The organism is Anaerostipes sp. AF04-45 (assembly GCF_003461725.1).
Lineage (GTDB): Bacteria > Bacillota > Clostridia > Lachnospirales > Lachnospiraceae > Anaerostipes > Anaerostipes caccae.
Genome location: NZ_QTXQ01000005.1, coordinates 278790 through 293689 on the forward strand (window position 1 = coordinate 278790; position 14900 = coordinate 293689).

At 41.0% G+C, this 14900-nt stretch carries 16 protein-coding genes; 2 read left to right on the plus strand and 14 right to left on the minus strand.

What is annotated here, in order from left to right; translation table 11 throughout:
- Positions 1-139 precede the first annotated feature (139 nt).
- Both DWV34_RS09965 and DWV34_RS09970 read right to left on the minus strand, forming a co-directional pair.
- Positions 140-1873, minus strand: a complete 1734-nt coding sequence (locus DWV34_RS09965; protein ID WP_009289166.1) for an adenine deaminase C-terminal domain-containing protein — start codon at positions 1871-1873, stop codon at positions 140-142.
- Positions 1874-1888: 15 nt separating this feature from the next.
- A complete protein-coding gene (locus DWV34_RS09970) occupies positions 1889-3193 on the minus strand; it encodes an NCS2 family permease (RefSeq protein ID WP_009289167.1) in 1305 nt (434 codons plus the stop codon).
- 172 nt (positions 3194-3365) lie between these two features.
- Here DWV34_RS09970 and DWV34_RS09975 point away from each other — a divergent pair, with 172 nt between their 5' ends.
- Positions 3366-4283: a LysR family transcriptional regulator gene (locus DWV34_RS09975; protein WP_022260917.1), complete on the plus strand. Its 918-nt coding sequence runs from the start codon at positions 3366-3368 to the stop codon at positions 4281-4283.
- Positions 4284-4362: 79 nt separating this feature from the next.
- Here DWV34_RS09975 and DWV34_RS09980 read toward each other — a convergent pair whose 3' ends face one another.
- The 5 genes from DWV34_RS09980 to DWV34_RS10005 form a co-directional block, all read right to left on the minus strand.
- The gene (locus DWV34_RS09980) at positions 4363-4929 is read right to left on the minus strand and encodes a DUF305 domain-containing protein (protein WP_118476176.1); all 567 of its coding nucleotides are present in this window, start codon (positions 4927-4929) and stop codon (positions 4363-4365) included.
- Positions 4930-4994: 65 nt separating this feature from the next.
- Positions 4995-6431 carry a DEAD/DEAH box helicase gene (locus DWV34_RS09985; RefSeq protein ID WP_009289171.1) on the minus strand — a complete coding sequence of 479 codons (1437 nt, stop codon included), beginning with the start codon at positions 6429-6431 and terminating at the stop codon, positions 4995-4997.
- Between the two features lie 171 nt (positions 6432-6602).
- Positions 6603-7172: a helix-hairpin-helix domain-containing protein gene (locus tag DWV34_RS09990; RefSeq protein WP_009289172.1), complete on the minus strand. Its 570-nt coding sequence runs from the start codon at positions 7170-7172 to the stop codon at positions 6603-6605.
- Between the two features lie 20 nt (positions 7173-7192).
- Positions 7193-7615: a DUF3795 domain-containing protein gene (locus DWV34_RS10000; RefSeq protein ID WP_009289173.1), complete on the minus strand. Its 423-nt coding sequence runs from the start codon at positions 7613-7615 to the stop codon at positions 7193-7195.
- A 21-nt stretch (positions 7616-7636) separates the two neighbouring features.
- On the minus strand, positions 7637-8386 hold the full coding sequence (locus tag DWV34_RS10005; RefSeq protein WP_118476178.1) for an alpha/beta fold hydrolase: 750 nt from the start codon (positions 8384-8386) through the stop codon (positions 7637-7639).
- A 341-nt stretch (positions 8387-8727) separates the two neighbouring features.
- On the opposite strand from DWV34_RS10005, the gene DWV34_RS10010 reads away from it, so the two are divergent.
- A complete protein-coding gene (locus DWV34_RS10010; RefSeq protein ID WP_009289175.1) occupies positions 8728-9036 on the plus strand; it encodes an MGMT family protein in 309 nt (102 codons plus the stop codon).
- A 485-nt stretch (positions 9037-9521) separates the two neighbouring features.
- Here DWV34_RS10010 and DWV34_RS10015 read toward each other — a convergent pair whose 3' ends face one another.
- The 7 genes from DWV34_RS10015 to DWV34_RS10040 all read right to left on the minus strand — a co-directional run bounded on the left by DWV34_RS10015 (position 9522) and on the right by DWV34_RS10040 (position 14739).
- A complete protein-coding gene (locus DWV34_RS10015) occupies positions 9522-10013 on the minus strand; it encodes a nucleotidyltransferase domain-containing protein (protein ID WP_054335193.1) in 492 nt (163 codons plus the stop codon).
- 129 nt (positions 10014-10142) lie between these two features.
- Positions 10143-11207, minus strand: coding sequence for a hypothetical protein (locus DWV34_RS10020; RefSeq protein ID WP_118476180.1), 1065 nt, complete (start codon positions 11205-11207; stop codon positions 10143-10145).
- 74 nt (positions 11208-11281) lie between these two features.
- Positions 11282-11467, minus strand: coding sequence for a Fic family protein (locus DWV34_RS18205; RefSeq protein ID WP_412403289.1), 186 nt, complete (start codon positions 11465-11467; stop codon positions 11282-11284).
- A 33-nt stretch (positions 11468-11500) separates the two neighbouring features.
- Positions 11501-12241, minus strand: coding sequence for a hypothetical protein (locus tag DWV34_RS17660; RefSeq protein WP_330417007.1), 741 nt, complete (start codon positions 12239-12241; stop codon positions 11501-11503).
- 133 nt (positions 12242-12374) lie between these two features.
- Positions 12375-13121: a restriction endonuclease gene (locus DWV34_RS10030; RefSeq protein WP_118476182.1), complete on the minus strand. Its 747-nt coding sequence runs from the start codon at positions 13119-13121 to the stop codon at positions 12375-12377.
- Entirely contained in the window at positions 13114-13866 is a 753-nt protein-coding gene (locus DWV34_RS10035) for a hypothetical protein (protein ID WP_118476184.1), read from the minus strand. Before DWV34_RS10035 ends, DWV34_RS10030 begins: the two co-directional genes overlap by 8 nt.
- 258 nt (positions 13867-14124) lie before the next feature.
- Entirely contained in the window at positions 14125-14739 is a 615-nt protein-coding gene (locus tag DWV34_RS10040; protein WP_243000845.1) for a hypothetical protein, read from the minus strand.
- Positions 14740-14900: the final 161 nt, after the last annotated feature.

Genomic DNA, 14900 nt, shown 5'->3' on the forward strand with positions numbered 1-14900 from the left:
TTTGTGATAATTGTAGCAAATACACTGTTTAAAAGCAATTACGGGACTGCGCTCTCAAATGAGTAATCTTGAACCATACTGCGAAAAAGAACCGATTCCTCCGGAAACTTTCCAGAGGAATCGGTTCTTGGTCTTTCTTCTAATTACACATTGTCTCTGTCAGTAAAGGTACAATCTTTCCTTTCACCACATCTACGAGTCCCCGGTCCGTAAGTTTCAGGGCCGGACTCACCGGAAGACCCAGCGTACAGAGGGACATGATCGGATTATAGTGACGGTACCCCAGCTCCTCAAGGCTTTTTCTGACCCGGCTCAGTTTCACACCAATTTCGTCCGCCGAAAGTTCGGATAAGATCCCGCAGACCGGCAGCGGAAGCTCTGCTTTTACCTGCCCATTCTGCACCGTGCAGATCCCGCCGTTTTGCTTCAGAATCCTGCGAACGGCCACGAGCATATCGTCCGGATTGGCTCCGATCACCATCAGATTGTGGTGGTCATGGAAATATGTCGTGGCAGCGGCTCCCCGCTTTATACAGTCACCGGTCACAAATCCAAATCCGATATTTCCGTTTTTCCCGTGGCGTTCCAGCACCGCTGCCAGCATACATCCGCTGTCCTGCCATTGAAGCTTTCCGCCTTTCACCTGCATCTGTACTCTGCGCTCCCCGGTCTGTGTACGCCCGTCATTTACTTCAATCACACGGACTTCCGCTTTCCCGTCATCCATTTCCAGCCGGGGTTCTATCTGTCCGGCAGATATACTGTCAAGATGAACACTCCGGTAAAAATGGTCCGGGAACCGGTACGGCTCTGTCTTCTTACCCGGCTCACCGAGATGATAGATCTCCCTGCCGTCCTTAAATACATAGTCCGGCTCAAAAGAGGCGCAGTCCTCCGCCTTTACCAGCTGGAAATCCGCCTTTCTTCCCGGCGCCAGCGACTCCCGGTCTCTTAAATTCATCCTCCCTGCCGGGGTATAAGAGGCACAGTAAATCGCTTCATTCAATGGAAATCCCATCTCCACGGCTCTCCTGACCACATAATTCAGCTGCCCCTGTTCTTTCAGCTTATCTGCCATCGTATCGTCTGTCACAAAACAGCAGTGCTCATACAGGCGGTGTTCTCTTATATAATCAAGAATCTCCGGCCGGAGCATTTTCTCCTGCAGTTCCACGAACATTCCATTCTGAAAACGCTCTTTTATTTCCTGAAGCGTGTGCTCCGTGTGATCGCCGTCGATCCCCCGGTATAAAAATTTTGCCAGATCCAGTCCAACCAGGGAAGGACAGTGTCCTTCTATGACGGCCTGAGGAACTTCCTCCTCCAGGTAATCGAGAAACTTCGTGATCTCAAGCTCGTCTCCCTTAACGATCTGCCGGTAGTTCATGACTTCTCCCACACAGACAACCCCGTCTTCCTGCATGAGCTGCTTCATCTGTGCAAGACCGATCACCCCGCCCGTGGTCTCCAGCTCCTCGTTGGTAGACGGTACACTGCTTGGAATCCCATAATAAATATCAACAGGAGAATCCTTGGCTCCGTTGATCATCTCATGAACCCCTTCAACCCCCATCACATTGGCGATCTCATGGGGCTCCGACACCAGGGTAGTGACACCGCATTCTGCCGCCCGTTTTCCAAAGGAGGCCGGAGTCATCATGGAACTCTCGATGTGCATATGAATGTCAATAAACCCCGGAAGCATTTTCAAGCCGCGTCCGTCCAGCACACGAACGGCCTCAAGTTCATGCCTGTGTTCCGTGTCCACATAATAAATTTTCGTTCCCTTGATATATACATCCGCATTTATAAACTGTTTCAGATACGAATTATAGACTTCTGTATCTTCAACGAGCAAATCCACTTTCTCCATCAAAGCACCCCTTTTCTAAAGAATGGAATAGAAATACAGCAGGCACACGGCCACAAGAATCCACATGACCGGACGAATTTCCCTGCCTTTTCCAGCTGTCAGCTTCATCACCACATACGTCGGCAGGGCCGCACAGATCCCATTGGCAATGTTGTTTCCAAAGATCGTAAAAGCAATACACACAAATGCCGGAAAGGCCTCTGTTATGTCGTCAAACCGAATATTTTTCATGGCTCCCAGCATATTGATGCCGATATACATGAGGACCGGCGCCGTTGCCGCAGACGGGATCATCAGTGCAACAGGTGCCAGAATCAGGGACAGTCCGAAAAAGACAGAAGTAAAGATTACCGTAAGCCCGGTTTTGCCTCCTGCCTCCACACCCGCTGAAGACTCCAGATATGTGGTCATACTCGGCATTCCGAATAAAGCCCCAAAACTGGTCGCCACGGCATCCACCTTAAAACATTTGTCAATGCCCGGAAGGTCTCCGTTTTCATCCAGATATCCGGCCTTAGCCCCGACTCCGAGAACCGTTCCGAAGGTAGAAAAAAAGTCCGGCACAAACAGCGCGATCAGAAACGGAATATATGCAAAATTAAGCGCTCCGATAAAATCGACTCTCATGAACTGGCTTCCGATATTGGCCGGCATTGTAAACAGGCTGTCCGGCAGTGCTGTCACTCCGAACGGAATCCCCACCAGAGTCGTGAGCACAATCGCCAGGATCATATTTCCCGGAACATTTCTTGTCTTCAAAATCAGAAGGATGATAAATCCGATCACAGCTACAATCACTTCCGGTGACTTCAGATCCCCGAATCCCAAAGAATTTTTCGCCTGGTTTGCAATGATAAGGCCGCAGCTTTTTGCCCCCAGCAGTGCGATAAACAGGCCGATCCCGGCACTTACCGCATGTTTTAAGCTGACGGGAATGACTTTGACGACTGCCTCCCGAAGCCCCAGAAATGAAATCGCAATGAAGAGGACTCCGCTGAAGAAGATGACTCCGGCCGTCACAGCGGGAGAAATCCCGTCATTTGCGATCATCGCAGTGACGATCCCCACACTTCCGAGTCCCGGCGCAAGCGCGAAAGGCCTGTTCGTATAAAAAGCCATGGCGCAGGTCGTCAGGATCACCAAAAGAATCAATACCGTAAACATCACGTGTTTATCAAGTCCCGCTGACGCCAGCATGTTAGGGACCGTAGCCAGCACGTAGGCCATCGTTACGAATGTCGTCAGACCTGCTATCAGTTCTGTCTTTACATCTGTATGGTATTCAGATAATTTAAAATGCTTCTCTAACCATTGTTTCATAGTTTTTCACTCCTTTTTCTCCTATGTAAACCCTTGCTTTGTCATGTCTTTCATTGTATGCTAATCATAATTATTCGTCTAATTCATCTTGGTTATAAAAAGTATTCCATATCAGAATACTGAGAGATGATCAATTTAAAATGGCTTGACTTTGCCGGATATGGAGTTTGTTATGAATATCCACGAATTAAATTATGTACTCTGTATAGCTAAACATCAGAACCTGACGAAAGCGGCACGGGAACTTTTTATTTCTCAGCCTACTCTGAGCAAACATTTAAAAAAGCTGGAGCGGGAGCTGGGCATGAAGTTGTTTGCCCGTATAGATAACTGCTACATTCCTACCTATGCTGGCTCCCGCTACCTTAAGTATGCAGCCGGAATGCTTGCCCTCAAACAGGATTGGGAAAAGGAGCGCCTTGAGCTGTCTTCTTCAAACGACGGAGAGCTGCATGTGGCAATCCCTCTGATGAGAAGTTCCTGCATGGTTCCTGTTATTCTTCCCGTCTTCCACGAAATGCATCCAAATATCCGCGTGCATATTTTGGAAGAAACCTATGCCATACAGGAATGTCTGTTAAAAGATACCTCTGTTGATTTTGCGCTCTTTAATGAAACAAATGAGAATCCAAAGCTTTCCTATGAGTTTCTCGGAAAAGAACCGATCCTGCTGGCCGTCTCTCCTGAACATCCCCTTGCCGGCACTGCCAAGGTTAAGAACGGGAGAGAAAATGCATATCCTCCGGTCAACTGGGAAGCGATCAGAGATGAAAACTTTATTCTGCATTTTCCCGAGCAGAATACAGGAGCTATCACTGAGCGTCTTTTGAAGAAACATCATATCACTCCCCGGGTTCCTTTTTATACCCGGAATACACAGGCCGCCCTTCTTCTCATGATGAAAAACCAGGGGATCTGTTTTGCCCCGGAGACTTATATCCGCAACATGTCCTTTGAGAAGGACCCTATATGCTTTTCCCTTGAGGATGAGGAAGCATTTACATCCACCGTTCTGGCTTACCGGAAAGGAGCTTATCTGACTTCATATGCCGAGGATTTTATACAGCTGGCTAAAGATTATTTCAAATAAAAACTACGGCCATATTAATAAGACTGGCCGTAGTTTTTTGATTATTTTATTTTTCGAACCACACTCACATTTTGAATCTCTAGCAGTCCAGCTTTTTCAGCAGGCACTCCATTTCTTTGATGCCCTTTTTCTGGGATACAATGATCTCATTCAGCAGAGGCACAAGTTCCGGACAGAGACAGAACCGCAGGGCATTCTCCGACATCCGCACGGCTCCTCTGTGATGGGGAATCATTTCCCGCATAAAATTGCAGTCGATGCTGTTGTCTGTGCATGCCGATTTCATCTCACGGAACATCTCGCTGATGATCCGGTGATTCTCATTTGTATAGCAGCGAATCTCTCTTGGATTATTGATGCACGCCTTACATTCCGGGAGTGCTCTTGTCATATTCTGAATACTTTTTTCCTGGGAGGAGATAATATTCAGCGCAATATCCTGTAACGGAATATTGGTTGTATAGCAAAGCAAATTTTTTGACATCTCAATGGCGGCACGGTGATGGATGATCATCTGTGTGATAAAGCCGGCCGAAATGCTGTTTGTCATCTTTACACAAGTCATCTGATCGATCATTTTATCCAATATGCACTCATATCTTTTCGCATAATCTCTTGTATTATTACTTAAACGACATTTATTCATATAATTTTCACCTCTTGCTATTATATGACCGCATCGCCTGTTCGGTGTATTGATCCGCTATGTTTTTATTTCCCTGCTTTTCTGACTTTCCGCACCTTACCCTTCATCGGTTTCGTCTGGAGATAGTCTAACACCTGATTTCCTTTCCGATTCAGGATTTCCACATAACTTATGCTGTCCCTGATATCCACAATCCCTATATCGGAGGCTTCCAGCCCTTCAATACTGCAGATCGTCCCCACAATGTCACCGGCCCGCATTTTTGATTTCCGGCCTCCTCCAATCGACAGGCGGGTGATCCCCTCATTTAATGCCTCACCCTTCTCAGGCTTTCTCTCTGCCTTTATCCGCTGGAACTTCCAGAAGGCTCTTTCCTTTTCGTCACCGATGACCGGCGGTTCTGTGACGGGCAGTTCCCGTCCCAGATACGTTTCCACCTGCTTTAACATCCTTTGGTCATTTTCGGTCACCAAACTGACTGCAGTACCTGAATTCCCGTTTCTTCCCGTTCTTCCGATCCGGTGCACATAGGTTTCTTTCCCCGTCGGAAAATCATAGTTCACCACATGGCTGATCTCTTCAAAGTCGATTCCTCTTGCCGCCACATCTGTCGCGATCAAAAAGCGAAAACCGCCCCTTCTGAAGGCATCCACAGTTTTCAGGCGTTCCCTCTGCTCCATATCTCCGTGAAGCATCCCGCAGAAGATCCGTTTTCTCCGCAGCTTTTGAAACAATACATTTGTCATCTCCCTGGTACCGCAGAAAATCATGCAGCTCTGTGGATTCTCGTCCATGAGAATGTCAAGAAATGTATCATATTTTCTCTCCTGGCTGGCGAAGTATAGCTTTTCCGTGATGGCTGATGCCTGTTCTTCCCCTGCCTCCTGCATCACAAGCACTGCCTCCGGGATAAACCCGTCGGCCAGTTCCCGGATTTCCGGCTTTAGTGTGGCAGAAAACAGAGAGATTCTGCAGTCTGCGGGAACCAGTGAAAGGATCTGTTTCACTTCATCAATAAATCCCATATCCAGCATCAGATCAGCTTCGTCTATAACCAGCCACTGTACGTTTGAAAGTTTTAAGGTTTCCCTTCGGATATGATCCATGACACGCCCCGGGGTTCCCGCCACGATATGGGATTTCTGCTTCAAAGTCCGGATTTGTTTGTCAATGGGGAATCCCCCGAATACCGCCGGAACCTTCAGGCGCTTCTTCCGCCCTATATGAAACATTTCCTGGCTGACCTGAACTGCCAGCTCTCTCGCAGGCTCCAGCACCAGGGCCTGCGGTGCGTTTTCCTCCCACCGGACATTCTGGCAGATCGGTATGGCAAACGCCGCCGTCTTTCCGCTTCCTGTGGGGGCTTTGGCCACTATATTTTTTCCTGCAAGCATGGGCGGAATCACTTCCTGCTGTATGTTTGTGGGTTTTTTATATCCAAGGCCGTTTAAGGCCTCCAAAATTTCTATTGAGAGACCAAAATCCTGAAACTCATTTGTCATTTCTTTTTACCTTTCTTAAATTTATAAACTAGTTTTCTCATCCGTGTATCTGCACAAAACTTCTCCTGTCAGATCCCATATAATTAATTTATGGTCTCATTCTATATGTAAAACAGAAAACTGATGACTTCCGCGTCACTGCAGAAGTCATCAGCCTCTTGGCACTTCCGGCTATTCTTTATCCTTCCAGTACCACCATTTGAGTTTTTCCGGATCGTGTTCCTCATGTTCCGCATAATAAACCGCGCACCGGAACACATAAAGCTCACACCGGTCCTCTGTAAATCCCTTTTGAATACAGTCCATACTGTATAATTCCTCCGGATCTCTGCCTTTCAGGTCATCCACGCAGTAAATTCCAATCGCATTTAAATGCTGAGCGATTCTCTTCCCTATTCCGGGTACTGTCTGTAAATCCTGTGATCCGGAACTGTTTTCTTGTTTTTGCCGCTTCCCATATTCCTTTAAATTGTTGATCTGTACACGAAGGCCGGCTGCATTTTCTTCCGGAGTTTTTGTTGGATCATCACGCTCATAGCGGCTGCACGGCAAATCTTTGCAGCAGCCGCAGTGATCATATTTTTTCGTGTTCATGCAGCAGTCATAGATATCGCAGATACTTTCCTGTGTGTACTCCAGCCAATATACCCTGCCTTTGATCTCATGACACCCCCGGCAGCTGTCCGGATAAAATTCACATTCAGAACATATAGTGCCGCAGCAGCTCATCTTCCCTTCCACAAGCGCTTTCTCCTTCCCTGTTAATTACATAATGTACGCATCTTATGCTGACACTCACTGCACTCCGCATCATGTAAAGAAATAATACCGCCGCAGTCCGGACATTTGTACTTCTCCCGATGTTCTTCTAATAGAATTTCTGCACCATACTCCTTCGCAGCTCTGCTGTTTTCGATCAGACTTGCACGATACCGGGAGTTATAGCTCTTTTCCAATGATTTTATCTGCTTACATGGAAAATCAGAACACTCATAACAATAAGTAATATTTTTACCGGCGGTACAGTCTTTAATCCTGCATTTCCGGCAGTGTTCCGGCTTTCCCCGGTCGCTGTTCAGACATCCGGCACAAGGTTTTTTATGATAGCAATGCTTGTAACAAACCATACAGTTCATCCCGCAGGGTGCGAACATGTCTGATTCAATCTTTCCCGGCATTCTCATCTTCCGGCCTCCTTATGATTCTTATTCTTCCAGGAATCTCGAAATGGCCTCTGCAGCCTTCTCCGCACAGGAGAGGATTGCAGGATGTACCCCTTCCGGGAATATACATATGTCTGCATTTGTCTCTCTGGCAATGACACGATATTCATCCTGAAAATCTGCTCTGCACATGTCATCTCCCTCACTGCCCATGAGCAAAAGGTGATTCTCCAGTGCACTCAGAGGTTTCGTAAATAAGGGCAGCTTCTCTTTGGCACACTGTACCATCGCATTTGTGTCCATATCCACGATGCGTTCCCAGTCATCCCCCTGGCACCACTCGTAAAATGCTCTCCCCATTTCGTCCTTCTTGGCTTCTGCACGCTCCTTAAGCAGATTCTCCGAAAAGTCATCTGCCAGCGTGCGTCCGTCAAAACTGTCCGCCACTACCTTGTCCACCAGATACGGTTGTTCCAAGGCCGCATTAACTGCTGCCCACGCACCGCCGCTGGTTCCCACAAGGTTTACCTTTCCAATATCCAGATGCTCAAGCAGCGCTGTCGTCTGTCTTGCTTCTTCCGTCCAGAGTTCCGCCGGAAATTCTTCCAGCCTGTCTGATTTCCCATGCCCCAGAAAATCAATGAGAATCACATGAAACTTATCTTCATATAAAGGCAGTATAAGTTCAAACATCCTGGAAGATGCTGTATTCCCGTGCAAAAACACGATAGGTTTTCCACTTCCTGTTTCTTTGTAATAAATCTTCTTTGACTGATAATTAAAATATGACATCCTTTGCCTCCTGACCGTATCTTTGTTTACGCCTCTTACCGATCAGCAAGGCTTTGGAAACACCAACGCCCTGCTGTTAGTGCTTCAACATCCAAATTCCCATAATTTCAACCTCCGTTCTTTCTGCCCTGACACACAACGCTCATCCGCTCAAATGAAATAAAGTGCGGCAGCGTGCGGGCGTCTGTTTTCAGTATAACATAGAACTGTATGGATTCCATTGAATTTTTCTTAACCCCATAAAGTTATTGAATTCATACTGCCTTGTTCTTGACATTTCTTCTGTCTTGCAGCATGATTTCATTAGCATAATCCATTCTATAATTTGTGAGGATATACATATGAAAAAGATTTTAGATGAGCGATTAATTTATGAAATCCTCTCTGTTGTGGAGGAAATTCCCCGGGGAAAGGTTGCGACTTATGGGCAGATTGCCCGTTTGATCGGAAAAGAAAAAAATGCAAGACTTGTGGGCAGGGTCCTCAGTATGGCAGAATACTACGGCAGTTATCCCTGCCACCGCGTAGTCAATCACGCCGGAAGACTGGTTCCGGGCTGGCATGATCAGGGACTGCTTTTATTAGAAGAAGGTGCTGTGTTTAAAGATAATGGAGATGTCGATTTGAAGGCCTGCCAGTGGGATGAATAGAGATAGACTTTCATACTCCTTTAATTTACTTAACAAAAGAAGATACCTCTGCTGACGCAGATGTATCCTCTTTTCACTCAACATCTAATTTCACTATCGGTTCCTATCCGGCATAAACTGATCCGGATAAATATCACTTCCTTCGTAGGCACAAACTCCCATTCTCGGTGAGTTGCAGACAGGCAGCTGCATTTCTTCCCCACATTCATCACACTGAAACTCCAGTAGATTATTTCTCTACAGATTCGTAAGCCTCTCCTTTTTCTAAAAAGAATCCCTGTAATCATGAACCTTTATGACCAGATCCGTTGAAGATCCAAAATCAAATTCATACCCTTTTAGAGCACAGATTTTAATTTATATATTTTCAGTATAGTATAAAATTTCGTATTTATATCCTCTTAAGGTAGAATAGATTAAAAAGCATCATATAGCGGTGGGAATCTTGTTCTGTTCCTCTATACGATGCTCCTTAAGACTGGAAATTATTTTAGCAAACTGTCGATAATTTTTAGATCATGCCTGTCTACATCTCTTAATTCATATCCTGTATGAAATACTTTTTGTCCTCTTGCCGAAATACATGGTATTTTAATTCCATCAAAAGCAGCAGTTCCAAAATAATCTGCACTGAACTCATACCATCCGCCTTCCAAATCTGCCTGTTTTGCGGTTCCATCTTCACCTAAAATAAAAGGATGAATGTCGATGTACCCGTATTTTTCACTATATAATTCCATTCTGACAGGGGCCCAGTCAGTTTCTATCTCATAACCATGATCTTTGAGAAGAGTTAGGATTTCCTGCGTATACTGTGCATCAAAGTTTATATCAATATCCCTGTGATTTCTGCTCTGTTTACCTGCTAAAACATCGACTCCCCAGCCGCCGTCAAGCCAGTATTTTATATTTGAATCATTTAGTATTTTTAAAATTGTCATCAGATCTTCTTTAGTTGTAAAATCTTTTTTTAACATGACAGAACCTTTCTCTGCTGAAATACAGCGGCTAAAATCTTACAATATTTTTCATTGCAGCTAGTGCTTCCATCTAATTTTAACCTTTCCATATTTTATATTACCTATAAACCCATTGTTTTAATTCTCCTAAGATTTAGAAGCTGTTTTTATTTTTCTCAAATCTAAAATCGAAATATTTATATACAGTTGTATTGTATCTGTATAAACATGATTTCTGATAAATTTTACACTTCGTTCATACTCATTATCGGTAAAACAGGCTATCAAATAAAAAGCATTTTTATAATTACTGGATAACATATAATCTGTTAGTTGTTTTTCATATCCCTTTTTTAAATAAGTACTGCTGCCCCTTTTTAATTCAATCAGAACTTTTTCGTCTTCATGATCTGTTTTATATAGTTTGAAATCCACTTTCCCGTTTCCCAATAATGCCTCTCTGGTAATTTCCACTTCTTGATTATAGAAATATGCATCCATAATATTTTCCAAAATAAGCTGAATACGCTCCTCCTTCACAGGATGATTATTTTCCCAGAAAAGTTTATATAGGTTTCCATAACGGATTCTTTTCTCAATATATTTTAACATGGAAGAGATTTCACTTGTAAGCGTGATATGCTTTGTTTTATATTGTTCTTGAATATCCATTGGTAAAAGTTCAAAATAGTAATCTATATTGATCCCTAACATCTCTTCTATGAACGGCTTACCTGCTTTTCTCGTGTTATATATTTTATCTATCAATAAAAAATCTGTATCTGTAAACAAAAAATCCGGATATAAGAAAATATCATAATAGATTTCTCTGTAATCTTCAGATTCCAAATCACCATCTTCATCACAATCAGCTTTGATTGCTTGTTCAATTAAAGAATGTCCCTTTTCATCAATATAGATCTGATTGAAATCAGGCAAATCCTGTTGCAGTTCTGCCATATACTCAACAAAATGGAATAATAATAATTCGTGAAGCGCACGCATCTCATGATAAAAAGAATCCTCTGTCCATAGAAACAACTCTTTCAATGCTTTTATGCAGCTGCGATACTGTTCTCTATATAAATATTTAGGAAGCAGAATTTCAATCATATCTCCCAGATCTGTGTCTTCATTAAAAACTTCGATTTCTAAAAAATTATGTAATATATAATTAAACAATTCTTGGTGTATAGTTTGAAAAACAATCATTTCCTTCCTCCTATGAATTTGGCTAAAGAAATCCTCCAAATCTTATGTCGACTCAGAGGCTTCCATCTGCTCATTTATTGTTTTGTTATATACTTTTGTAACCTGCTCTTTGGCTTCTCCGGTATTGTGTATTTCAGCTTCTTGCTCTCCAATAACGGCTTAAGATAAGTTCGGGTCATATAAGTTAAATTCTTGTAACCTATATATTCTGAAATTTCTTTTTTAGTCCTTGCTGTTTTACAAAATTCAAGTATTTTCATAGCAATCGTATCATTCTCGACTTGGTCACTGACTTAGTCCCAACTCTTTGGTCCCGCCTTCAATGTAGCAGTCCCATTTAATGGAATCACTGTTTTAAAAGTATCCCCTTCTATAAACTGCGGCACTCCGCCTGAATACAATTTTGTAAATTTATAAGTATTCCTCATTCCAGAACCCAACTCATCAGCAAGTCCTATTTCCCTAAATACCTTAGAGATTGCCGGATTCTTAGGAAATGGCTCAAATGTAGTCAAATTTAAATTTCCAAATCCATGTGTTCTATTACTGCTCTCCGCAAAGATCCGGTCTTTCTCAATTACCATCTTGGCAACATAGTCACTTGAATAATCACGATGTGCCAAGCTGTTAGATATAATTTCTCTTAAAATTGCATCTCTTGCACTAACTGACTGCATTCCATCTAAGACAAACGGATCATTTAAATGCTTTTTTGCAAACTCACTCATTCTGTCATAACTATCCAATAAATTTGTAACAATTACATCCCTATCATCGTATCTATCCAGATTTTGGACTCTGAAAATCATATCCGTTTTATGCTGGGGAAGCGCTGGCATAATCGTTGTATCTTTTCCAAATAACAGGATTGCTGCCAGTGTAATCCCTTCTCTTCTGCTTTCATGATCCAATAAAATAAGTCCTGCACTTCTTAATAATTCTTCATCATCCATTGACAGCCACGGATGATTATTACTTCTTGCACGAGTCATTTTTCTTGCTCGCTCTATTAAATCAGGGCAGAGTACATCCATTCTCCATTCAGGAAATACCTTATTGACAAAATAAGTTCCTTGTTTTGTCGTGCGAAACATATATTGTAGTAATTAAGAAATATTAACTATTTTAGTTACACTTCAAAAATTATAAGTATTTGATCATTTCATTTTATCTTATATACATTTCAATATCTTTAGCATCTAAATCCCAAAAATGATATGGTATCCTGTTTAAATCACTTGTGAATTGATTAAATAGTTTAACAGAAACTTTATAATTATTCTTCAAACATTTAATCTCTTTCAAATGTAATTGGGAAACACCTACAAGTTTAAAGGCATCACCATAATTTAACAGAAGAAGTTTTTGAAATTGCTCAGCAAAATATTTGTTTTCAAAAAGGAAAATTCCCTCGTCTAAAATCATATTTTGTTCTATCGAGGTCTTTCCTCTCGAATTCATAAGCATCCAAAAAGGATCTCCTATAGTTTTAAAGTCCGGAATCAAATATTGGTCATTTTGGCCTTTAATAAATCTGTGTAATTCATTATATCTTATGAGTCTAATTCCATTAAAACTAGAAACCTTCTTTGCACCATCTTGAAACTCACTTTCTGCCGAAATAAAAATTCCATTTATATTTCCTATATGCTCCAATTTATAAGAGAAATTTCTCAGTTCAGCAACATTTATAGGGTTCTTCCAATTCTTACACTCGATTGCCACCCTATAATTCACCCCAAAATGTTCATAAGAATAGAGAACATCAATTTCATGGCTTGCTCCATCATCACCAAACATTGGAACATGTTTTTCGACTTTGGCTTTTATCCGTTCGTTAGTAGCAATTTGAACATAAATTTTTTCAACGACTGATTCAAACTTCTCACCTTTCATTTGTGAAGTATTATTCATTGCTATCACCCCGTAGATAAAATTTTTTTAAATTTTCACAACTAATATTATAAGTCAAAAGAAAATTATGTTGCGTTTGTTGAAATTCCGGAAGAACTATATTAAACTCTGGATACATACCTTTCTCATTTAAATTTATCAAAACTCTAAGATGATTTTGAGAAACTCCAAATACCCTACATTCTTTCAATTTCTTGCAGAAATTATTGGCTTGTTTTTTTGATAGAAACAAGGGTATTGTACCTTCTATCAGACTATAATTTCCTGTAGTTTCGTAATTGCTTTTTGTTATTTCCATAACAATCCAAAACGGATCTCCTATTATATTATCATTAGGAAGCATTACTTTGAGCGCACTTAGAGTACTTACTTGAACCTCTTTAAAAAAATCAAATTTTCTCAAGTCTATATTTGCTGTTTCAGCTGCTTTCTTTGCAGAGCCAGAAACACTATCATCATAATATACAATACCTTTTGCAAAAAAATACAAATCTTTCAAAACGTATACAAATTCCCATATATCTTTATCTGTTACTTCTTTACCTTCTATTGTTTTGATTATTGTTCGTTCTGTATTACTCATTTGAGTGAACTCAAAATAAATATCAACTATATGATTCATTATTTTACCAGAAATATTTAGATCTTTATAAATTCTTGGTCTAAAAAATCCCTCAGTTTTAAAACGACTCTTATACATCGAAATCACATTAGTTTTTAATCCTGGATTTTCATTTATTTCCATCGTCCTACCCCTGCTTCTTCTAAACACTACAATTAGTTTTCCTTTATCATGTACCCACTTACCATGTCTATGATTACTGATAAATTAATTTTGCCTCTTATATCTTTGTATCGAATTTTAGCACTATAAACATTAAAAGACCACATAACTTGTATAAGTACCTAAAATCAAGATTTTTATCCTTAATGTTGTTGTAACAAAATAACGGTTTTCCTACAATTCCTTCTTTTATTTTCCATATTCTATTGTATTTGCAAATCATCCTCTTAATATTTCATCTATTTGTTCAGATTCAATTTGCTTATTTAAATAACCAATTTTTGTTTCAATATAATTTTTATGCTTTATCCATTTTAAGCCTATAAAGCTTGGAAGCAATGATTTGAGATACACAATCCAATTAGAATACATAGGTATTGCACTACCTGACCAACTGTAAGAAGTAGGAGTTAATGGTATCCTTTCAAAATCTTCAAACGATGGATTATTCTCAATAAATAGCAAAATATATTCCTTTTTTCTTTCGATTCCTAATTTTGATATAACTGAAAACAGACAATACATTTTTGTTTCATCATTGAAGGACAGTTGAATACATTGCCGAATCCACTCGTCTTGTTTTCCCAACAGATTTTGCTCGTTTTGAATTGGTAATAATAAAGACTCTAAAAAATATGGTACTGACATCCTGGAAAACCGACAATTCTTTATTAACTGCTCAAAAATCTTATTATATATTTCTATAAAATCATCCAATTCAAAAAAACAACGGTGTCTTTTTTGATTATCACTAAAAGATCTATTATATTTATTTATTAAATAACCTATATACTTGTCCAATATAGAAGGACTAACTAAAAATATTTCTTTCAAGAATTGTCCGTTATTATCATGGTGATTCTTATACGACAGCGTGGCAAAATAAATTTTTTCAAGCAATTCCAAATTACAATTAAATTTTTGAATTACTTCCTTGGTTGTATGTCCGACGGCAGAATGTGGGAGGTACTAACCGCACGTTATTTTAGTGCCAT

Bases quoted from the DNA above. Each gene is read 5' to 3' on its own strand.
- DWV34_RS09965 (WP_009289166.1), bottom strand. From the start codon at position 1,873: ATGGAGAAAGTGGATTTGCTCGTTGAAGATACAGAAGTCTATAATTCG.
- DWV34_RS09970 (WP_009289167.1), bottom strand. From the start codon at position 3,193: ATGAAACAATGGTTAGAGAAGCATTTTAAATTATCTGAATACCATACA.
- DWV34_RS09975 (WP_022260917.1), top strand. From the start codon at position 3,366: ATGAATATCCACGAATTAAATTATGTACTCTGTATAGCTAAACATCAG.
- DWV34_RS09980 (WP_118476176.1), bottom strand. From the start codon at position 4,929: ATGAATAAATGTCGTTTAAGTAATAATACAAGAGATTATGCGAAAAGA.
- DWV34_RS09985 (WP_009289171.1), bottom strand. From the start codon at position 6,431: ATGACAAATGAGTTTCAGGATTTTGGTCTCTCAATAGAAATTTTGGAG.
- DWV34_RS10000 (WP_009289173.1), bottom strand. From the start codon at position 7,615: ATGAGAATGCCGGGAAAGATTGAATCAGACATGTTCGCACCCTGCGGG.
- DWV34_RS10005 (WP_118476178.1), bottom strand. From the start codon at position 8,386: ATGTCATATTTTAATTATCAGTCAAAGAAGATTTATTACAAAGAAACA.
- DWV34_RS10010 (WP_009289175.1), top strand. From the start codon at position 8,728: ATGAAAAAGATTTTAGATGAGCGATTAATTTATGAAATCCTCTCTGTT.
- DWV34_RS10015 (WP_054335193.1), bottom strand. From the start codon at position 10,013: ATGTTAAAAAAAGATTTTACAACTAAAGAAGATCTGATGACAATTTTA.
- DWV34_RS10020 (WP_118476180.1), bottom strand. From the start codon at position 11,207: ATGATTGTTTTTCAAACTATACACCAAGAATTGTTTAATTATATATTA.
- DWV34_RS18205 (WP_412403289.1), bottom strand. From the start codon at position 11,467: ATGAAAATACTTGAATTTTGTAAAACAGCAAGGACTAAAAAAGAAATT.
- DWV34_RS17660 (WP_330417007.1), bottom strand. From the start codon at position 12,241: ATGGATGTACTCTGCCCTGATTTAATAGAGCGAGCAAGAAAAATGACT.
- DWV34_RS10030 (WP_118476182.1), bottom strand. From the start codon at position 13,121: ATGAATAATACTTCACAAATGAAAGGTGAGAAGTTTGAATCAGTCGTT.
- DWV34_RS10035 (WP_118476184.1), bottom strand. From the start codon at position 13,866: ATGGAAATAAATGAAAATCCAGGATTAAAAACTAATGTGATTTCGATG.